The 20,151-nt window shown below is 70.4% G+C and carries 19 protein-coding genes; 15 read left to right on the forward strand and 4 right to left on the reverse strand.

Features of this window, described 5'->3' with window-relative positions:
- The first annotated feature begins 160 nt into the window (after positions 1–160).
- Positions 161–1,486, forward strand: a complete 1,326-nt coding sequence (locus ASC60_RS09025) for a M6 family metalloprotease domain-containing protein (protein ID WP_055548581.1) — start codon at positions 161–163, stop codon at positions 1,484–1,486.
- Here ASC60_RS09025 and ASC60_RS09030 read toward each other — a convergent pair.
- On the reverse strand, positions 1,452–2,078 hold the full coding sequence (locus ASC60_RS09030; protein ID WP_055548583.1) for a TetR family transcriptional regulator: 627 nt from the start codon (positions 2,076–2,078) through the stop codon (positions 1,452–1,454). The two genes, ASC60_RS09025 and ASC60_RS09030, sit on opposite strands and share 35 nt — an antisense overlap.
- Before the next feature lie 137 nt (positions 2,079–2,215).
- Here ASC60_RS09030 and ASC60_RS42120 point away from each other — a divergent pair, with 137 nt between their 5' ends.
- The 11 genes from ASC60_RS42120 to ASC60_RS09080 all read left to right on the forward strand — a co-directional run bounded on the left by ASC60_RS42120 (position 2,216) and on the right by ASC60_RS09080 (position 12,719).
- Positions 2,216–2,371 carry a hypothetical protein gene (locus tag ASC60_RS42120; RefSeq protein WP_199830898.1) on the forward strand — a complete coding sequence of 52 codons (156 nt, stop codon included), beginning with the start codon at positions 2,216–2,218 and terminating at the stop codon, positions 2,369–2,371.
- 3 nt (positions 2,372–2,374) lie between these two features.
- Positions 2,375–2,653 (forward strand): DUF4190 domain-containing protein, encoded by a 279-nt coding sequence (locus tag ASC60_RS09035; protein WP_055548585.1) that lies wholly within the window; start codon positions 2,375–2,377, stop codon positions 2,651–2,653.
- A 78-nt stretch (positions 2,654–2,731) separates the two neighbouring features.
- Entirely contained in the window at positions 2,732–3,853 is a 1,122-nt protein-coding gene (locus ASC60_RS09040) for an aromatic ring-hydroxylating dioxygenase subunit alpha (RefSeq protein WP_055548823.1), read from the forward strand.
- On the forward strand, positions 3,850–4,050 hold the full coding sequence (locus tag ASC60_RS09045; protein WP_055548587.1) for a hypothetical protein: 201 nt from the start codon (positions 3,850–3,852) through the stop codon (positions 4,048–4,050). The genes ASC60_RS09040 and ASC60_RS09045 overlap by 4 nt, the downstream gene beginning before the upstream one ends.
- Entirely contained in the window at positions 4,047–5,045 is a 999-nt protein-coding gene (locus ASC60_RS09050) for a PDR/VanB family oxidoreductase (protein WP_055548589.1), read from the forward strand. The genes ASC60_RS09045 and ASC60_RS09050 overlap by 4 nt, the downstream gene beginning before the upstream one ends.
- 164 nt (positions 5,046–5,209) lie before the next feature.
- Positions 5,210–6,244 carry an ABC transporter substrate-binding protein gene (locus tag ASC60_RS09055; RefSeq protein ID WP_055548590.1) on the forward strand — a complete coding sequence of 345 codons (1,035 nt, stop codon included), beginning with the start codon at positions 5,210–5,212 and terminating at the stop codon, positions 6,242–6,244.
- Between the two features lie 76 nt (positions 6,245–6,320).
- Positions 6,321–7,211: a siderophore-interacting protein gene (locus ASC60_RS09060; protein ID WP_055548592.1), complete on the forward strand. Its 891-nt coding sequence runs from the start codon at positions 6,321–6,323 to the stop codon at positions 7,209–7,211.
- A 213-nt stretch (positions 7,212–7,424) separates the two neighbouring features.
- Positions 7,425–8,996: an aspartate aminotransferase family protein gene (locus ASC60_RS09065; protein ID WP_055548594.1), complete on the forward strand. Its 1,572-nt coding sequence runs from the start codon at positions 7,425–7,427 to the stop codon at positions 8,994–8,996.
- Positions 8,997–9,031: 35 nt separating this feature from the next.
- On the forward strand, positions 9,032–10,336 hold the full coding sequence (locus tag ASC60_RS09070) for a lysine N(6)-hydroxylase/L-ornithine N(5)-oxygenase family protein (RefSeq protein WP_055548596.1): 1,305 nt from the start codon (positions 9,032–9,034) through the stop codon (positions 10,334–10,336).
- Complete coding sequence (locus tag ASC60_RS09075; RefSeq protein ID WP_055548598.1) at positions 10,333–10,932, forward strand: GNAT family N-acetyltransferase; 600 nt, start codon at positions 10,333–10,335, stop codon at positions 10,930–10,932. Before ASC60_RS09070 ends, ASC60_RS09075 begins: the two co-directional genes overlap by 4 nt.
- A complete protein-coding gene (locus ASC60_RS09080) occupies positions 10,929–12,719 on the forward strand; it encodes an IucA/IucC family siderophore biosynthesis protein (protein ID WP_055548600.1) in 1,791 nt (596 codons plus the stop codon). The genes ASC60_RS09075 and ASC60_RS09080 overlap by 4 nt, the downstream gene beginning before the upstream one ends.
- Before the next feature lie 170 nt (positions 12,720–12,889).
- On the opposite strand, the gene serA is transcribed toward ASC60_RS09080, so the two are convergent.
- The 3 genes from serA to ASC60_RS09095 form a co-directional block, all read right to left on the reverse strand.
- Positions 12,890–14,479, reverse strand: coding sequence for a phosphoglycerate dehydrogenase (serA, locus tag ASC60_RS09085; RefSeq protein WP_055548602.1), 1,590 nt, complete (start codon positions 14,477–14,479; stop codon positions 12,890–12,892).
- 129 nt (positions 14,480–14,608) lie between these two features.
- On the reverse strand, positions 14,609–15,934 hold the full coding sequence (locus tag ASC60_RS09090) for an MFS transporter (protein WP_055548604.1): 1,326 nt from the start codon (positions 15,932–15,934) through the stop codon (positions 14,609–14,611).
- The gene (locus ASC60_RS09095) at positions 15,934–17,079 is read right to left on the reverse strand and encodes a PLP-dependent cysteine synthase family protein (protein ID WP_055548606.1); all 1,146 of its coding nucleotides are present in this window, start codon (positions 17,077–17,079) and stop codon (positions 15,934–15,936) included. Before ASC60_RS09095 ends, ASC60_RS09090 begins: the two co-directional genes overlap by 1 nt.
- A gap of 1,556 nt (positions 17,080–18,635) precedes the next feature.
- On the opposite strand from ASC60_RS09095, the gene ASC60_RS42705 reads away from it, so the two are divergent.
- From ASC60_RS42705 to ASC60_RS41550, 3 genes are all read left to right on the forward strand, one after another.
- On the forward strand, positions 18,636–18,995 hold the full coding sequence (locus ASC60_RS42705; protein WP_234356873.1) for a DUF6153 family protein: 360 nt from the start codon (positions 18,636–18,638) through the stop codon (positions 18,993–18,995).
- A gap of 84 nt (positions 18,996–19,079) precedes the next feature.
- Entirely contained in the window at positions 19,080–19,757 is a 678-nt protein-coding gene (locus ASC60_RS09110) for a DUF305 domain-containing protein (RefSeq protein ID WP_055548612.1), read from the forward strand.
- 126 nt (positions 19,758–19,883) lie between these two features.
- Positions 19,884–20,051: a hypothetical protein gene (locus ASC60_RS41550; RefSeq protein WP_234356851.1), complete on the forward strand. Its 168-nt coding sequence runs from the start codon at positions 19,884–19,886 to the stop codon at positions 20,049–20,051.
- The last annotated feature ends 100 nt before the right edge of the window (positions 20,052–20,151 follow it).

Consider the following 20,151-nt stretch of genomic DNA (forward strand, 5'->3'; position numbering starts at 1 on the left):
ACCGGTTTAAACGGGGAACCAGTCCTCGGAATTTCACAGTCCGCAGGTGACCCGCGTCACACCTGATGCGTGCCCGTTTCGCCCGCCCGGCCCAGTCGATTCGCCCGCCCGGACGCACCCCACGGGCGCCCCGGCACGCTCCGGCACACCGTGGGCGGCGATGAAGCAGACCCCCGAGGGCCCCCGCCCTCGAATACGCAGGCTCCGCCGAGGCAGCGCGTTCATCGCCGCGACCGTGCTCACGGTCGCGGTGGTCGCCCCGGCGGCGATGCCGCGTCCGGGGAAACCGGCCGCCGCCGAGCGGGCCCCGGCGCCGGTGACCACGGCGAAGGCCGGATCACTGGCACCCTGCTCCCTCGCCCCCGAACCCGGGCTGCAGATGTCCGAGGGCATCCCCACCAACCGCGGCTACAGCCGCAGTACGGGAACGGTCGACGCCCTCAACCTGATGATCGACTTTCCGGATGTGCGCGGCAAGGGCACGGCCCGCGAGCGCTTCGAGGAGTTCTTCCCGCAGACCTCACGGTGGTTCGCCCGCAGTTCCTACGGACGGCTCGACTACCGGCCCGCGATGCCGATCGGCCACTGGCTGCGCATGCCGCACTCGTTCCGCTCGTACGGCATAAAGCGCGGCAGCCCCTTCGAACCCGGCTACCGCAAGCTGGTCGCCGACATAGCGAGGACGGCCGACGCGAAGGTGGACTTCCGCCGCTACGACCTGGTGAACGTCCTGGTCACGCCGAACGCCGGGCCGCCCGCCGCGCATGCGGTGCTCTCCGTGACGTACGCCGACAACCAGCGCGCCCCGGTCGCGGACGGGGTTCCGCTGGCCAATGTCTCCTTTGTCTACAGCCGTCAGGACGACGGCTCCGGTTCCCTCCGGAAGACCGGCTTCCGGGTCCTTCCGCACGAGAACGGCCATGTCTTCGGACTCCCCGATCTCTACACCCGCGGCGGCGGCGACAACGTCGGCCACTGGGACGTGATGTCCGAGGACTGGGGCGCCGGCAACGACCTGCTGGCCTGGCACAAGTGGAAGCTCGGCTGGCTCGGCATCAGCCAGGTCCACTGCGCCGCCCGCCCCGGCACCACGGTGCACGTGCTGTCGCCGCTGCACCGGCCGGAGGGCACCAAGCTCGTCTTCGTCCCGGTCTCGGACTCCGCCGGATACGCCCTGGAGGCGCGCACCGGCGGCGGCAACGACGAGGCGGTGTGCAAGCCCGGCGTCCTGGTGACCTGGGTGGACACCGGTATCGACTCGGGCGGCGGCCCGGTCACCGTCCTGGACAGCTCCCCCGGCGGCCACGGCTGCACCCAGGAGCGCAACGTCCACCCGGGGCTCAGCGACGCGGCCTTCGGCCCCGGCGAGACGTACGAGGGGGGCGCGGGCGGCGTGCGCGTACGGTTCCGCGTCACCGGCCGGGACGCGGACGGCTCCTACCGCGTCGAGGTCACGCGCCGCGCCAGTACCGGCGCCCGAGGCTGATCAGCAGCAGCTGCTTACGGGCGGTGTCGGCGATCCGCTCGCGCTCCCGCTCGTCGTCCTGGGCCTCCATGAGCGCGGTCGCCGTCGTCACCATGCGGTCGACGTACAGCTCGGCCAGCATCGCCACGTCCTCCGGCGGCCAGCCCGCCGGGGTGAGCCGGGGCGCGAAGGCTGCGGCGACCTCGTCGACCAGCAGGCCCAGCTCGGCGGCGATCGCCGCCCGCACCGGCCGCACGCCGCCGTGCCGTTCGCGCGCGATGAAGCGGATGTGGGTGGGGTGGTGGCGCACATGCTCGGCGACCACTTCCATCACCGCGTCGATCCGCTCCTCATCCCCGTCCCGCTCGGCGAGGATGGCGCGGACCATGCCCTGGAGACTGCCCAGGGACTCCTCGACCAGGGCCACGCCCAGGTCCGCCATGTCCCGGAAGTGCCGGTAGAAGGCGGCCGGGGCCATGCCCACCACCCGGGTCAGCTCCCGCAGGCCCAGGCTGCTGAGGCTCTGGTCCTCCAGCAGCCCCAGCGCCGCGTCGAGCAGCGCGCGGCGCGATTTCTGCTTCCGTGCCTCGCGGATCCCGCATGTGTGACTCATATCATTCCAGTAAACAGGTGTTCGCCGACATTGGCCAGGCCTCTCCGGGGGTACCTTAGATGTCAGTGAACAGTTGTGAATCCAGTTGTTCACTTAATGAGTATCCCGCTCAGGATCCACCACCACGAGAGGCTCACATGCTCTTCATCGTCGCGGCTCTCGCCCTGATGGGGGTTCTGCTGGGCGCGGCGGCACACACCCCGCTCCCGGTCTTCCTCGCCGCCTCCGGCGTCATCGGCGCATGGCTGCTCATCTTCTTCATCCGTGAACGCACCGGACACAAGGGGAGCTGACCCATGGCACTCACCGCACCCAGCCGCACGTCGCCGGTCCGCGCGCGCCGGGACGCCGACGGCATGGCCGTCGCCTCCTTCGTGCTCGGCCTGATCGGCGCCCTCCTGTTCAACGCGGTCTTCGGGCCCTGCGCCATCGTCCTCGGAACGCTGGCGATCGCCCGGGGGACCCAGCGCCGGGGCCGCGCGCTGCTCGGCATCGCGCTCGGCATCGCCGACGTGATCCTGCTGATCGTCCTGATGACCCTGGACCACTCCGTCTTCTGGCAGTTCGGCAGCTGAGCCCACCGCCCCGGCGGCCCTTCCACTCAGTGGAAGGGCCGTTGCCCGTGCGTGACCCCCGTCACCACGCTGCTGTGCATGACCGCATTCGCACGGAACCAGTGGTACGTCGCCGCCTACGGCCGGGAGATCGGCCGCGAGCTGCTGGCGCGCACCATCCTGAACGAGCCCATCGCCTTCTACCGCACCGAGCCGGACGGCCCGGAGGGCGGCACGGTCGTCGCGCTCGCCGACCGCTGTGTGCACCGCCGCTATCCGCTCTCGGCCGGCCGCCTCGACGGCGACAAGGTCGTCTGCGGCTACCACGGCTTCACCTACGACACCGCCGGCACCTGTGTGTTCGTGCCCGGCCAGAAGCGCGTCCCGCGCACCGCCCGGGTGGCCTCGTACCCCGTCGTCGAGCAGGACTCGCTGGTGTGGGTGTGGATCGGCGATCCGGCGCTCGCCGACCCGGCCGCGATCCCCCGCGCCCCCTGGCTCGCCGATCCGCGCTGGACGACGGTCGGCGGCATGGAGCCGATCGACGCCGGATACGGGCTGCTCGTGGACAATCTGATGGACCTCTCCCACGAGACGTATCTGCACGGCGGCTACATCGGCACCCCCGAAGTCGCGGAGACGCCCATCACCACCGAGGTCGACGAGGGCGCGGGCATCGTGCGGGTCAGCCGCCACATGGACGACGCCGAATGCCCTCCCTTCTACGCCCGCTCCACCGGCATCGAGGGCCGCATCACCCGCTGGCAGGACATCGAATACCACGCGCCCTGTCTGTATCTGCTGCACAGCCGCATCGCCCCGGTCGGGGTGCTGCCGGAGGCCGACGGCTCCGATCCGGACGCCTTCCACGTGGAGATCACGTACGCCATCACGCCCTCCACCGACCGCACGGTGTACGACTTCTGGGCCGTCTCCCGGGACTTCGCCCAGGACGACGAGGAAGTGACCACCTTCCTGCACGACTTCAACCGCACCGTGGTGACCCAGGACGTGGACGCGCTGAACCTGCTCCAGAAGGCGCTGGACACCGAGCGCGAGGGCTACCAGGAGCTGAGCATCAACATCGACACCGGCGGCCTGGCCGCGCGCCGCATCCTCGCCCGCCTCGCCGCCGAGGACGAGCAGCGCACCACCCCGGCGCCCGTCCGGGCGACACCTGGCCCGGCGACACCCGGCCCGGCGGCCACGGCCGCGCCATGAGCGGCGCCCCCAGCGCCGAGGTCTACCGGATCGACTGGCTGCCCGGCACCGATGTCCTGCACGGCGTCTGCCACTGCGGCGCCGAGCGCACCGCACAGGACCCGGTCGAGCTGTGGCAGTGGATGCTCGCGCACCCCGAAGGACACACCCCGCACCTGCCCGAACCCGGCCCCGCGCAGAAAGGTACCGCCGCGTGAGCAGCGCCACCGAAGGCCACGAGTACGACGAGACCCTGCTGGTGGCCGCCCGGGCCGACGCCGCGCAGGACGTGGTGACGCTCACGCTCCGTCATCCGGCGGGGCGTGAGCTGCCCGGCTGGGAGCCCGGCGCCCATGTCGACCTCGTCCTCGAAGACGGACTGGTCCGGCAGTACTCGCTGTGCGGGGACCCGGCGGACGGGGCGTCCTGGCGGATCGCGGTGCTGCGCGCACCCGACGGACGGGGCGGTTCCGCCCGGGTCCACGACACGCTCACCGAGGGCGCGCGGGTGCGGGTGCGCGGGCCGCGCAACCACTTCGCGCTGCGCCCCGCCGCCCGCTATCTGTTCGTCGCGGGCGGCATCGGCATCACCCCGATCCTCCCGATGACGGCCGCCGCCGAGGCCGCGGGCGCCGACTGGACGCTGCTGTACGGCGGGCGCACCCGCGCCTCCATGGCGTTCGCGGACCAACTCGCCGACGCCTACGGCGGAAAGGTGCGGCTGGTGCCGCAGGACGAGGCGGGGCTGCTCGACCTCGCCGCGTATCTCGCCGAACCCGATCCCGGCACCCTGGTCTACTGCTGCGGCCCGGAGCCGCTGCTGCGGGCCGCCGAGGAGCGGTGCCGCGCCTGGCCGCCGGGCGCGCTGCGCACCGAGCGGTTCCAGCCCCGCCCGGCGGACGCGGAGTCCGCCGGCTCCGGCGGCTCCGGCGGCTCCGGCGGCTCCGGCGGCTTCGAAGTGGTCCTCGACCGGTCCGGACGGTCCCTCACCGTCGAACCCGGACAGAGCGTGCTGCGCACCCTGGAGGCGGCGGGGGTGCCTGTTTTGTACTCCTGCGAGGAGGGCACGTGTGGTACGTGTGAGACGGATGTCATCGAGGGCGAGGTGGAGCACCGCGACTCCGTACTCACCGACGAGGAACGGGCGTCGGGCGAGACGATGATGATCTGCGTCTCACGCTGCCGGGGCCCGAAGCTGGTGCTGGACCTGTGACAGGCCCTGCGAAACGGCGCTGAACGACCGTCGCCGCCTCTCGAACGAACGGGACCGGGTGACCCACCCACTGGACAAACAGGTTGGTTAGGCTAACCTAAGTACGCCTTCGGGGTGCCGTCCCCTGGGCACCGTCCCCGTACGTCTTGAGAAAAGGCACCACCATGCGGTCCACGCGCCACGCCAGAGAACTTCCGCTCTCCCGTCGCGGTCTCCTCGCCGCGGGCGGCGCCACCGGTCTCGGAGCCCTCGTCACCGCCTGCGGCGGCAAGGGCGGTTCGGGCTCCGGCGACGGAAAGGGCGGCGGTTCCTGGTCGTTCACCGACGACCGCCAGAAGAAGATCACCACCGATGGCACCCCCCAGCACATCGTCGCCTACGTCGCCGCCGCGGCCGCCCTGTACGACTTCGGGATCGACAAGCAGATCACCGGCGTCTTCGGCCCCACCAAGCTGAAGAACGGCAAGCCCGACCCGCAGGCCGGGGACATCGACGTCGACCGGCTCACCAGCCTCGGCCAGACCTGGGGCCAGTTCAACGTCGAGAAGTACGCCTCGCTCAGCCCCGATCTGCTGATCACCAACATGTTCGACCCGGGCGCGCTCTTCTACATCCCGGACGACAGCAAGAAGAAGATCCTCCAACTGGCCCCCAGCTGCGCCATCACCACCGGCCGGGTCTCCATGCTGGAGCCCATCAAGCGCTACGCGGCGCTGGCCGAGGCGCTGGGCGCCGACCTCAAGGCCAAGAAGGTCACCGACGCCAAGGCCCGCTTCGAGAAGGCGTCCGAGGAACTGCGCAAGACCGTCAAGTCGCACAAGATCCGGGTCATGGCCTGCTCCGCGAGCGCCGACCTCTTCTATGTCTCCAACCCGGAGGTCAACGCCGACCTGATCTACTTCCAGGAGCTGGGCGTCGACCTCGTACAGCCGCGAAAGACCGACAAGGGCGGCTACTTCGAGAGCCTGAGCTGGGAGAACGCCGACAAGTACGACGCGGATGTGCTGTTCCTGGACAACCGCACCGCGACCCTCCAGCCGGGCGCCCTGACGTCCAAGCCGACGTGGTCGAAACTGCCCGCCGTCAAGGCGGACCAGATCACGCCCTGGAGCAGCGAGCCCCGCTTCTCCTACGCCGGCGCGGCCCCGCTCGTCGAATCCCTCACCAAGGCCATCCAGGACGCGAAGAAGGTCAGCTGACCCGGGCCGACCGGCCACCGGCGCCGGCCGGCCGCCGGCGCCGCCCCCAGGCAAGCGAAGGGAAGACGTCGCTCCCATGACCACCGCAGCCACCGCCACCCGCCCCTCCCCCACCGCCGTACCGTTCCGCTTCTTCGACGCGCACGTCGTACGGACCCGGGCGCTCGGACCGTCCATGTCCCGGATCACCTTCGGCGGCACCGGCCTCGGCGCCTTCACCACCGGCGGCCGCGACCAGCGCTTCAAGCTGTTCCTCCCGCACCCCGGCCAGCCCGCCCCGGTCGTGCCGGTCGAGGACGGCGAGGGCTGGTTCGCCAGCTGGCGGGCGATGGACCCGGCCGTACGCGGCATCATGCGCTCGTACACCGTGCGCGAGCAGCGCCGCGAACCCGACGAGATCGACGTCGACTTCGCGCTGCACCACGACGGCGGCCCGGCCGCCCGCTGGGCCGCGCGCGCCGAGAGCGGCGACCGCGTCACCCTGCTGGGCCCGGTCGTCGAGGACAACGGCGGGGTCGACTTCCGGCCGCCGCCCGGCACCGACTGGGTGCTGATCTCCGGCGACGAGACCGCGCTGCCCGCCATCGCCGGGATCCTCGACTGGCTGCCCGCCGGCACCCCGGCGAAGGTGTGGATCGAGGTCCAGCACGCCGCGGACATACAGGAGCTGCGCACCGCGGCCGACGCCGAGATCACCTGGCTGGTCCGGGACGGCGCCGCCCCCGGCTCCCCGCGCTCCGCCCTGCTGCTGGACGCCGTACGCGCCACCCCGCTGCCCTCCGGCGCCCCGTACGCCTGGATCGCGGGCGAGGCCGGGACCGTCAAGGAGATGCGCCGCCACCTGGTGCGGACACGCGGATTCGAGCGCAAGGCCGTGACCTTCACCGGCTACTGGCGGCTCGGCTCCTGTGAGGAGCAGCTCGTCGAGGAGGCCGTGAGCGGCAGCGGCCCGAAGTCCGACGACTGACCGGCGTCCCCCGCCCCGACCGCTCACCGCGTCCGCACGACTCGACTGGCCGACGGATCCCGATCGCCGTGGCGCGCCACCGCGCGCCCGGCGCCCCGGCCGGTGCTCGCGCATGCCCGCACTCACCCCACCTCCTCACCACCCCACCCCCCACAGGCACGCCCGCGGGCGCGCGCACACCCGCGCGCCCGCATGCTCCAGGAAGGACAGACCGTGAGTTTCCTCGCGCAGACCGCTGAGGACCCGTCGCCGGAGTCGATACCCGGGGCGGCGGATGGCAGGGCCCACCTGTTCAACGACCGTACGGCGGAGAGCTACCGGCGCTCCGTGACCGACGGCGTCGGCCTGGTGGCCTCCACCGTCGCCCGCACCGACCGCCCGTTCACCGGCGTGACCCCCGGTGAGCTGGCCCCGGAGATCTCCGGCATCGACCTGGAACAGCCGCTGGGCGACCCGAGCGCCGCGCTGAAGGAGCTGGAGCGCGTCTACCTCAAGGACGCCGTCTACTTCCACCACCCGCGCTACCTGGCCCACCTCAACTGCCCCGTGGTCATCCCGGCGCTGGTCGGCGAGGCGGTCCTGTCGGCCGTCAACTCCTCCCTCGACACCTGGGACCAGAGCGCGGGCGGCACCCTGATCGAGCGGCGGCTGATCGACTGGACCGCCGAGCGCATCGGCCTCGGCGAGGCCGCCGACGGCATCTTCACCAGCGGCGGCACCCAGTCCAACCTCCACGCGCTGCTGCTGGCCCGCGACGAGGCGTGCAAGCTGGTGGAGAAGGAGGCCGCCGCGGACGGGAAGGCCGTCGCCAAGTCCGAGATCCTGCCGCGGCTGCGCATTCTCACCTCCCAGGCCAGCCACTTCTCCGTGCAGAAGGCCGCCGCCATCCTGGGACTCGGCTACGAAGCCGTCATCGCGGTCCCCTGCGACCAGGACCGGCGCATGCGCACCGTCGCCCTGGCCCGCGAACTCGACCGCTGCCTCAGTGAGGACCTGGTGGTCATGGCCGTCGTCGCGACCGCCGGAACCACCGACTTCGGCTCCATCGACCCGCTGCCGGAGATCGCCGAGCTGTGCTCCCGGCACGGCTCCTGGCTGCACGTGGACGCCGCGTACGGCTGTGGGCTGCTGGCCTCCCCCACCCGCCGCCATCTGCTCGACGGCATCGAGCGCGCCGACTCGGTCACCGTGGACTACCACAAGTCGTTCTTCCAGCCGGTCAGCTCCAGCGCCGTCCTGGTCCGCGACCGCGCCACGCTCGGCCACGCCACGTACCACGCGGACTACCTCAACCCCGAGCGCAGCGTGGACATGCTCATCCCCAACCAGGTCGACAAGTCCATCCAGACCACCCGCCGCTTCGACGCGCTCAAACTGTGGCTCACCCTGCGCGTCATGGGCGCGGACGCGGTCGGGGCGCTGTTCGACGAGGTCGTGGACCGGGCCGCCGACGCCTGGGGCGTGCTGGACACCGACCCGCGGTTCGAGGTCGTCACCGAGCCGCAGCTGTCCACACTCGTCTTCCGCTACGTGCCGGGCGACGACTCCGACCCGGACCTGGTCGACCGCGCCAATCTGCACGCCCGCGAGGCCCTGGCCGCCTCGGGCGAGGCGGTGGTGGCGGGAACGGTCGTGGACGGCCGCCACTACCTGAAGTTCACCCTGCTCAACCCGGAGACGTCGCTGCGCGACATCGCGTTCGTCCTCGACCTCCTCGCCGAGCACGCCGGTCAGTACCTGGCCCTGCGCATCGAGCCCGAACTCAGCCACTCCCGCGCCAGCTGAGCCGCTGACCGCACGTCCCCCTCGGAGAACCCCCCGTGTCCACCCCGCACCTCTACGACTTCGTCGCCGTGGGCCTCGGCCCCTACAACCTGGGCCTCGCCTGCCTCACCGAGCCCATCGACGGACTCGACGGCCTGTTCCTGGAGAGCAAACCCGACTTCGACTGGCATCCGGGCATGCTGCTGGACGGTGTCACCCTCCAGACCCCGTTCATGGCCGACCTCGTCACCCTGGCCGACCCCACCTCCCCGTACTCCTTCCTCAACTACCTGAAGGAATCCGGGCGGCTGTACTCGTTCTACATCCGCGAGATCTTCTATCCGCTGCGCGCCGAGTACAACACGTACTGCCGCTGGGCGGCGGGCAAGCTGCGCAGCGTCCGCTTCGGCCACGAGGTCACCAGCGTCCACTACGACGACACCGACGGCCTCTACACCGTGCGCTCCCGGCGCCCCTCCGGCGAGACCACCGAGCACCGCGCCCGCCATCTGGTGCTCGGCACCGGCACCCCGCCCTTCATCCCCGAGAGCTGCCGGGGGCTCGGCGGCGACCTGCTGCACAACGGGCGCTACCTGGAGCACAAGGCGGCGCTCCAGGCCAAGGAGTCCATCACGATCGTCGGCAGCGGCCAGAGCGCGGCCGAGATCTACCAGGACCTACTGGCCGGCATCGGCGACCACCGCTACCGCCTCACCTGGGTGACCCGCTCCCCGCGCTTCTTCCCGCTCGAATACACCAAGCTCACCCTGGAGATGACCTCACCGGAGTACGTGGACTACTTCCACGCCCTCCCCGAGGACACCCGCTACCGGCTGGAGTCCGAGCAGAAGGGCCTGTTCAAGGGCATCGACGCCGATCTGATCAACTCCATCTACGACCTGCTCTACCAGCGGTCCGTGGACGGCCCGGTGCCCACCCGGCTGCTGACCAACACCGCGCTCGACCATGCCTCGTACGACGAAGCCACCGGTACGTACACCCTCGGGCTGCGCCACGAGGAGCAGGAGCGCGACTTCACCCTCACCACCGAGGGCCTGGTCCTCGCCACCGGCTACCGCTACGAGGTGCCCGCCTTCCTGGAGCCGGTGCGCGACCGCATCCGCTGGGACGGCCACGGCCGCTTCGACGTCGCCCGCAACTACAGCATCGACACCACGGGGCGCGGCATCTTCCTCCAGAACGGTGCCACCCACGCGCACAGCCTCACCTCCCCCGACCTGGGCATGGGCCCGTACCGCAACTCCTGGATCATCCGCGAGCTGCTGGGCCGCGAGTACTACCCGGTCGAGAAGTCCATCGCCTTCCAGGAGTTCGGCGCGCCGGAGGGGTCCCTGGCATGACCCTGTTCAAGCGTGACGACGACCGCCTCGGCGGCTTCGCCCTGCGCACCCTCGACCCGCAGGCCGACGCCCCGCTGCTGCACCGCTGGGTGACCCACCCCAAGGCGTCGTACTGGATGATGCGCGACGCGAGCCTCGCCGACGTCGAGGCCGAGTACCGCAGGATCGCCGACCACCCGCACCACGAGGCCTTCATCGGCCTGCACGAGGGCGAACCCGCCTTCCTCGCCGAGCGCTACCACCCGGCCGAGGTCGAGCTGGTGGGGCTGTACGAGCCCCGGAAGGGCGACATCGGCATGCACTTCCTGTGCGCGCCGACCGACACCCCGGTGCACGGCTTCACCCTCGCCGTGATCACCACCGTCATGGAGTTCTGCTTCGAGGACCCCGCCGTGCGGCGCGTCGTCGTCGAGCCCGACGTCCGCAACGCGGCGGTGCACGCGCTGAACGCAGCGGTCGGCTTCGACGTCGTCGAGAAGATCGCCAAACCGGAGAAGGACGCCTACCTCAGTACCTGCACGCGCGAACGCTTCGTCGCCGCCCGCGCCGCCCGCGCCGCCCGCGCCGCCCGCGCCGCCCAAGGAGTATCCCGATGAGCCCCCGCGACGCCGTCGCCCATCTCACCCCCGACCTGTGGGAGCGGGCGGGCCGCCTCCTCACCGCCAAAGCACTCGCCGAATTCACGCACGAGCGCCTGCTGAAGCCCGCACTCGGCGACGACGGCCGGTACGCCGTCCACAGCGACGACAGCGCGGTCACCTACCGCTTCGCCGCCCGCGTCCTCACCCTCGACCACTGGCTGGTCGACGCGGACAGCATCACCCGCCACGACCGCGACGGCACCGAGCGCCCGCTGGACGCCCTCGACTTCTTCCTCGAACTGCGCGGCGCCCTCGGCCTCAGCGACGACATCCTCCCCGTCTACCTCGAAGAGATCAGCTCCACCCTCTCCGGTACGGCCTACAAGCTGGCCGCCGCGCCAGCCGACGCGGCCCAGCTCGCCAAGTCCGGCTTCCAGGAGATCGAGACGGGGATGACCGAGGGCCACCCCTGCTTCGTCGCCAACAACGGCCGCCTCGGCTTCGGCATCCACGAATACCTCTCGTACGCCCCGGAGACCGCGAGCCCCGTCCAGCTGGTCTGGCTGGCCGCCCACCGCGACCACTCCACCTTCACCGCCTCCTTTGACCTCGACTACGACGCACTGGTCCGCGCCGAGCTGAGCGAGGAGACCCGGACCCGCTTCGCGGACACGCTCAGCGGCCTCGGCCTCGACATCGCCGACTACCACCTGCTGCCGGTGCACCCCTGGCAGTGGTGGAACAAGCTGTCCGTCAGCTTCGCCGCCGAGGTCGCGCAAGCGCGCCTGGTCTGGCTCGGCCCCGGCGAGGACGCATACCTCGCGCAGCAGTCCATCCGTACCTTCTTCAACACCAGCGACCCGTCCAAGCACTATGTGAAGACCGCCCTGTCGGTCCTCAACATGGGCTTCATGCGGGGCTTGTCGGCCGCCTACATGGAGGCCACCCCGGCCATCAACGACTGGCTCGCCGGACTGATCTCCTCCGACGAGATCTTCCGGGCCGCCCGTTTCTCGATCATCCGCGAGCGCGCCGCGATCGGCTACCACCACCGCCAGTACGAGGCGGCCACCAACCGGTACTCCCCGTACCGGAAGATGCTCGCCGCCCTGTGGCGCGAAAGCCCCGTACCATCGCTGGAGCCCGGCCAGCGCCTCGCCACCATGGCCTCCCTCCTCCACCGCGACCCGGGCGGCGGCTCCTTCGTCAGCGCCCTCATCGAGGAGTCCGGCCTCACCCCGGCGGCCTGGCTCCGCCGCTACCTGGACGCCTACCTCATCCCGGTGCTGCACAGCTTCTACGCGTACGACCTGGTGTTCATGCCGCACGGCGAAAACGTCATCCTGGTCATCGAAGGCGGCGCCGTCCAGCGGGTGATCTTCAAGGACATCGCCGAGGAGATCGCCGTCATGGACCCGGACGCGGTCCTCCCCCCGGCCGTCGAGCGCATCCGCGCGGACGTCCCCGAGGACAAGAAGCTGCTGTCCGTCTTCACCGACGTCTTCGACTGCTTCCTGCGTTTCCTCAACGGCATCCTCGTCACCGACGGGCTGGTCGAGGAGGACACCTTCTGGCAGACGGTCGCCGACACCGTCCTGGCCTACCAGCGGTCCGTCCCCCACCTCGCGGACAAGTTCACGCAGTACGACATGTTCGCCGAGGACTTCGCGCTGTCCTGCCTCAACCGGCTCCAGCTGCGCAACAACCGCGAGATGGTCGACCTCCAGGACCCGGCGGGCGCGCTCCAGCTGATCGGCACCCTGAAGAACCCGATCGCGCCGTTCCGTACGACGCAGACCTGAGCCCTGGAGCGCCGGGCACCGCCGCGGAGGCGCAGCGGCGCCCGGCGTGGGAAGGGCGAGCGTTGATCGTCGCGTCCTGGGTATGAGGCCGGGCTTGGCGTAGCGCGCGGCCTCGGGCCGCCCACCACCGAAGCAGTGAGCGGCCCGGTTCCTACGATCTCGACATGGGGTCAGCCGAGGGTGATCGAACGGGCGAAGGTGGCGTCGATCTCCTGGGCGATTTCGTTGAGTACGTCGGCGGGGACGTCGCTGTCGACGTTCAGGACGGCGAGCGTCTCACCGCCCGGCACGGATCGGGAGACCTGCATGCCTGCGATGTTGATGCCCGACTCGCCGAGTACGTGGCCGACGGTGCCGACGATGCCGGGCCGGTCCTCGTACCGCAAGAAGATCAGGTGGTCGCTGACCGGGAGGTCGATGGTGTGCCGGCCCACCGACACGATCTTCTGGATGTTCCTGGGGCCGGCCAGGGTGCCGGAGATGGCGACCTGCTCACCGCTGTTCAGGGTGCCGCGGACGGTCACCATATGGTGGTGGTCGGGGGACTTCGAGCTGGTGGTGTGGCGCACAGCGACCCTGCGTTCCTGCGCGAGCAGCGGTGCGTTGACGTAGGAAACCGCCTGGTCGACGACGCTCTCGAAGACGCCCTTGAGCGCGGAGAGTTCCAGCACCTTGACGTTGTGCCGGGTGATGTCGCCGTACACCTCGACATCGAGCCGGACCGCGACCTCGCCGGCCAGGGCGGTGAAGATCCGGCCGAGGTTCGCGGCGAGCGGCACGCAGGGGCGGACATCCTCGGCGATGACGCCGCCTTCGACATTGACCGCGTCCGGGACCAGCTCTCCCGCGAGCGCCAGCCGCACGGACTCGGCGACGGCGATGCCCGCCTTCTCCTGGGCCTCATCGGTCGAGGCACCCAGGTGGGGGGTGGCCACGACGTTGTCGAACTCGAAGAGCGGGGAGTCGGTGCACGGCTCCTGGAGGAAGACGTCCAGTCCCGCGGCGGCGACGCGGCCCTCCTTGAGCGCGCTGGCCAGGGCCTGCTCGTCGACGATCCCGCCGCGCGCGGCGTTGACGATCCGCACCTCGGGCTTGACCTTGTGCAGTGCCTCGTCGCCGATCAGGCCGACGGTCTCAGGCGTCTTCGGGAGGTGGACCGTGATGAAGTCGGAGACCTCCAGCAGCTCATCGAGCGAGAGGAGCTTGACGCCCAGCCGCGCGGCGCGCGCGGGCTGCACGTACGGGTCGTACGCGACGATCTTCATCCCGAAGGCGGACATGCGCTGGGCCACCAGGACGCCGATGCGGCCGAGGCCGACGACGCCGAGGGTCTTCTCGCTCAGCTCCACACCGGTGTACTCGCTGCGCTTCCACTCGCCGTTCTTCAGCGCGGCGTTCGCCTGCGGAATGTTGCGGGCGGTGGCGACCAGCAGGCCGCAGGCCAGCTCGGCGGCGGTGACGATGTTGGACGTCGGCGCGTTGACGACCATGACGCCCGCCTTGGTGGCGGCCGAGACGTCGACGTTGTCGAGGCCGACCCCGGCGCGGGCGACGAGCTTCAGCTTCTTGGCGGCGGCGATGGCCTCCGCATCGACCTTGGTCGCGCTTCGCACCAGGATCGCGTCGACATCCGCGATCGCGGGGAGGAGTTCGGCTCGATCGGCGCCGTTGCAGAGCCGGATCTCGAAGTCCGGGCCCAGGGCGCCGACCGTGGCGGGCGACAGCTTTTCAGCCAGGAGTACGACAGGTTTCGGGCTCACGGTGAATGCAAATCCCTACGGGTTCGTTGAGGAACGGCCGCCTCGGCGGCCGCGTACGGCGGCGGCTTCGACGCATGGGCGGCAGGGAGGACGAAGGAAAGCTCGTCCCCCCTGCGGCAGGACCATCGGTCAGGCAGACACCGACGCGGGCTGTGTCTCGCGTACCGGCGGCGCGAGGCGGCCGGTACGGTGCAGTCCGTACAGGGCGGCGGCACAGGCCAGGCCGAGTGCGCAGAGCACGATCCACGGGAGCGCGGAGACACCGGCCGCGCGGGCGGCGTCCAGAGAGGCCCCGGTCAGCAGGTTCCCGAGTGTGATGCCGACACCGCAGATGGTGTTGTAGAGCCCGTAGTGCGTGGCGACGAGGCGGTCACCGGAGAGCCGGACGATGGTGTCCATCTCGAACGGGTAGGCGATCATCGTCCCCACCGCCAGGAGCAGAGCGGAGAGCGCGGGCGGCACGGCCGCGAGCAGCCACAGCCCCACTCCGCCCGCCGGCACGGGCACGGCCGTCGGCACCAGCAGGGGCAGGAACGCCACGCCCATGGTGAACAGCCCCCAGGCAAGGGCCCGGCCCGGCTCCATGCGGGCCTTGCACCACGCGGTCACCTTGGTCTGGAAGAGGATCGTGCTCAAGCCCGAAACAGCGAAGAGCATCGCAACCGCCGCTGTCCCGGACGTTCCGTCGCCGCCCAGGCGCCGCACTTCCAGCGGCAGAGCGAGATAGACCTGGAACTGCATGACGTAGAAGCCGATCATGGCGACCGAGAACAGCAGGAACGGCCGGTTGGCCACGATGGTGCGCCACTGGGACAGCACGCCGTCCTGCCGGCCGCTTCCCTTGGTGGTCGGCGCGTCGTCTGCCCGGCGGGCGGGCAGACTGCGCATCTGGACGATACTCAGCAGCGCGAAGATGGCGGCCGACACCAGGCAGGCGACGCGGAAGTCGACACCGGTGAGCACCATGCCGACGAGGGGCCCGAGCAGGATGCCGGCCTGGTAGAAGATGTTGAACAGCCCGAACGCTTCGACCCTGCGCTCCCCGGCGTCCGCCGCCAGATAGGCCCTCACCGCCGGGTTGAACAGGGCGCCCGCCAGCCCGGTCGCCGCGGATGCGGCGAGCAGCGCGGGCAGCGCGTCCACCAGTCCGAGGGTCGCGAAGCCGACGATACGGAGCATCAGCCCGGCGATGATCAGAGGTTTGTAGCCGAGCCGGTCGGCCAGGGTTCCGCCGACCAGGAACATGCCCTGCTGGCTGAAGTTACGTATGCCGAGCACGAGTCCGACGGCCCAGCCGGCCAGCCCGACCGTGCCGGACAGGTGCGCGGCCAAGTACGGCATCAGCATGTAGAAGCCGAGATTGATGGAGAACTGATTCACCATCAACAACTGGACACTGCGCGGATAGGAGCGCATCTGCGCCAGGGTTCCCCCGGAACGTGACTGCCGGCCCATCACCGGTCTCCCTCCACCTGGGGGTCGAACTCAGGGAGCTGGGCGGCGTCGTGCTCCTGCACCGGATCGGACAGGGTGAGCGGGTCGACCACGGTGGTGCACCGGGTCCAGCGGCTGACTTCCTTCTCGTCCAGGCGGCCGATGGTTTCCGGTTCGACGGGCGGCGGAGAGCCGAGCAGACCGTGGGCGGCGCAGTAGTCGTCGTCGTAGACCGTGCCGAGATAGCGTTGCGGGCCGTCGGGGAAGATCGCCGCGATCTTCGTGTCCGCGGGCAGGGTGCGGGCCAGCCAGCCCGCCACCAGGGCGACCGCGCCGACGCTCCAGCCGCCGGTGGCGTAGTGGGAGGCGGCGAGCCGGCGGCAGGTCCACACCGCGTCGGCCGGCGCCACCCAGTGCACCTCGCTGAAGTTGTCGTAGGCGACGTTGCGGGGGTAGATGCTCGAACCCAGGCCGCGCATCAGCCGGGTGCGGGCGGGCTGCCCGAAGATGGTCGAGCCGATGGTGTCGACGCCGACGAGCTTCAGCTCCGGATACAGGGCCTGCAGCACCCGGGAGACGCCGGCGGAGTGGCCGCCGGTACCCACGCTGCACACCAGCACGTCGATGTGGCCCAGTTCGGAGGCCAGCTCCAGCGCGAGCGGGGTGTAGGCGGTGGTGTTGTCGGGATTGTTGTACTGGTCGGGACACCACGAGCCGGGGTGCTGAGCCATGAGCTGAGCCACTCGCTCGCGCCGTGCCTGCTGCCAGCCGCCGGTGGGGTGGGATTCGGAGACGACGTCGACCTGGGCTCCGTAGGTGCTCAGCAGCTGGGTCATGGACCGCTCCAGCCCCGGGTCGGTGACCAGGGTGACGGGGTGGCCGTAGACCATTCCGGCCAGGGCAAGTCCCAGGCCGAGGGTGCCGCTGGTGGACTCGATGATCCTGGCGCCGGGGCGCAGATCGCCACGGGCGCGGGCTCGCTCGACCATGTACAGGCCGGGCCGGTCCTTGATCCCGCCGGGGTTGAAACCCTCCAGCTTCGCCCAGAACCCGCGGTCAGCGGGGGTGAGGGAATCGGAGATCCGGAGAACCGGGGTGTCGCCCACGAGCCCGGACAGGGCCGAGCGGGCAGGGGGTGTGATCTCGGTCGTGGTCTGCGGGTGCATCTTCCGCTCTCATCGGTGGTGTGACGGGGATTCATCGGGCGTGCCGTCCGGCCCAGGAAGAGGCATCCGCCTCGGGGCCTGGTGGCAGCACGCGCGGCCCGTGCAGGCCGCGAAGGCCCGTCTAGATCCGCCACCGGCAGACGACGGCGAGTGTGGCGCGGCCTGAACGCCGTAGCCGTGGTCTGCTTCCTCCGTGTCGAGCGACCCACTGCCGCCCGGCCACGGTGGCAGTCACCCCGGCCGCCATTCCGGCGAAGACGGCCAAAGCCGCGGCGTCGGTGAACAACTGCCGTACCCGCGGGGTCACTTGGCTGACCACGTATGGGGCGCAATGCGCACCGGAGTGTGAATGCCGTCCGTGGGGCACCGCACGCCCGGTGTCCGCCGACGCGAGCGGGACGAGATCGGCCGAGGCCGAGGGCCGGCCCTGCGGGTGGCTGTCGTCAGCGTGCGTGGCGGAACAGCCGAACGCCCATAACAGCAAGACTCCGAGAAGGAAGACCAGCAGCCGCAGCAGCCGAGCCCTGGTAGCCGGGCGGCTGATATGAGCGCGGGAAAGGGGGTGTAACGACACGGGTCCTCCGGGGAGCGGCCGCCGCTCCCACGGCGCGGGGAGGGAGCGGCGAATCGGAATCAGCAGGCATCCGAGCAGGCAGGCGCCGAGGAGCGGTCCGTTCAAACGCGAGGAAGCGTTGCCACGGACGTCCAGGGAGCCGGGAACTGACCGCACGTGGCCGACCCGTCCCGCAGGGCGGTGCTGTCATCTCGCAGGAGAGCGGCGGCCAGTCGGTACGCCGGAATCTAGACCTGCTGCACCACGGAGACTCTCGAATCCGTCAGCGAAGGAACGGCCGACTTCGACCGGAAGCGATCGGACTTCCCCAAGGCAAACGGGCGCGTCGTTGACACACAGCCCCGTGTGGACAGATGGGGAGCGGCCAGGTAGAGGTCTTGCTGGGGCTGGCCGGAGACGCAGTCTTCAACCGGGTGGGACGAGCCGTCACCCTCGTGCTGGCCGTCGGCTGCCGCAACGTCAGGCGACGCGCTCGCGGCAGCGCTGCCTCCTCCGGCCCCGCTCGTGTGACCTTCCTGCATCACGGCCGACGCGTGTGTGGGCGCGATCGCACCGCCCCCGGCGTGCCCCTGGGCGCTCTCAGCGCTCGCGCCGTGCGTGACCAGAACGCCGAGCACCAGCACGGCCAGCCACAGCAGACGCAACGGCCCCGCGGAGCGGGACCACAGCATGCCGGAGCGCGACCAAGCCGTAACCATGCCGTGATGTAACCACTGCCCGGCGGCGCGGCGCAAACCTCCCTCGGAAACACCGACATGCGCCCGCCTCTCCGCCCGCTACCATTACTATTAAAGAGCTTAGTAGGTCACCCCGGCGCCCGACCCGCGCAGCTCGATCCGGGCCGCTTCGGTACCGTCGGAGAGCGGAACGCCACGGAGGGAGTCACGACGTGCGTGTGAGCCGATACGTACGAACAGGAGGTGCCCTCGGGCATCTGCTGCTCGTCGTCGTGCTCGCGTTGGGCGTCTTCGTGATGCACTCGATGGGCCATCCCGACACTGCCTCCTACCCGAGCATGGGAACGGCTCACGCATCGGCCACGACCGCCCACACAGGCGGCGGCATGTCCTCGCCGCAGGCCGTTGCCGTCTCCTCGCCCTCTTCGGATTCCCATCAGGACAGCAAGGCGTCCTCCCATTCCCCGGCCATGGGGATGGACATGGCTTCGCTGTGCGTGGCCGTGCTCGGCACGTGGATTCTCGCCGGTCTTCTCCGCGCGGTTCTGAGCCGCAGGACGGACTGGCCGGCGCGGCTTCGCGATGCCGCCATGGCGCCCCTGCGCCCCAATCCCCCACCACGCAGACCGCCTGGCCTGGCTCAACTGTCAGTCCTGCGGATCTAGGCCGAACGCCACCGTGGGCGGCTTGCGCTGCCCCCACCCCGTTCGCCGGCTTTTCCGCAGAACAGACACCGTGAGGTTTTCGACATGACCGCCATCAAGCGCAGCACGCTCCGTCCGCGCGCCCGCCGCATCGCTCTGGTCAGCACCGTCGCCGCCGCAGGCCTGGTCCTCGCCGCCTGTGGCAACGACGACGACATGAGCGGTATGGACCACGGGAGCAAGGGCAAGAGCTCCGCCTCGGCGAGTGCGACCACCGGGGAGAACCCCGCACCGGGCGCGTTCAACGACGCGGACGTGAAGTTCGCGCAGATGATGATCCCGCACCATGAGCAGGCCGTCGAGATGTCAAAGCTCGCCGACGACCACGCCGAGGACGCCAAGATCAAGACCCTCGCCGGGGACATCGAGAAGGCCCAGGACCCCGAGATCAAGAAGATGAAGTCCTGGCTCAAGGCCTGGGGCAAGCCCGAGTCCGGCAGCAGCATGCCCGGCATGGACCACGGCTCCGGCAGCTCCGACAACTCGGGTATGGCCGGGATGATGTCCGACAAGGACATGAAGGAACTGAAGGCCGCCAAGGGCACGGACTTCGACAAGAAGTTCGCGCAGATGATGATCGACCACCACAACGGGGCGATCGACATGGCCAAGGACGAGCAGAAGAACGGCAAGAACGCCACCGCGAAGAAGCTCGCCGACGATGTCGTCAAGAGCCAGAGCACCGAGGTCAAGCAGCTGCAGGGCATCCTCGACAAGCTCTGATCCGATCACACCCTGACCGCTCCGGGCTCAGCCGGTCACTCCGGGGAGCCCGGAGCGGCCCCCCCAACTCCTTACTGGGCCGCTCCCGGTCATGCCTTGGCCCGCCCTCACGATTCCCGAGGACTCATGAAAATGCACCGCGCCGTCCAGGTGGCCACCGCCGTCACCCTCGGCCTCGGCCTGGCGGCATGCTCCAGTGATGACGGTGATACGGACGCGTCGGCTGCCGTCACGACCGTCAGCCATATCCATGGCTCCCCGCCTCCGGCGCGGGCGACGACGCGGCCCAAGTGATCGACACCCGTGGCCGCGTGATCGCGGCGTCCGCCAACGTAGCCGGAGAACCGGCACTGTTCCACGCGAGCGCGGCCGCCCCGGGAAGCGAGCCATCGGT

Origin of the sequence: Streptomyces sp. NBRC 110028 (assembly GCF_001417735.1) — a bacterium.
In the GTDB taxonomy this organism is placed as follows: domain Bacteria; phylum Actinomycetota; class Actinomycetes; order Streptomycetales; family Streptomycetaceae; genus Streptomyces.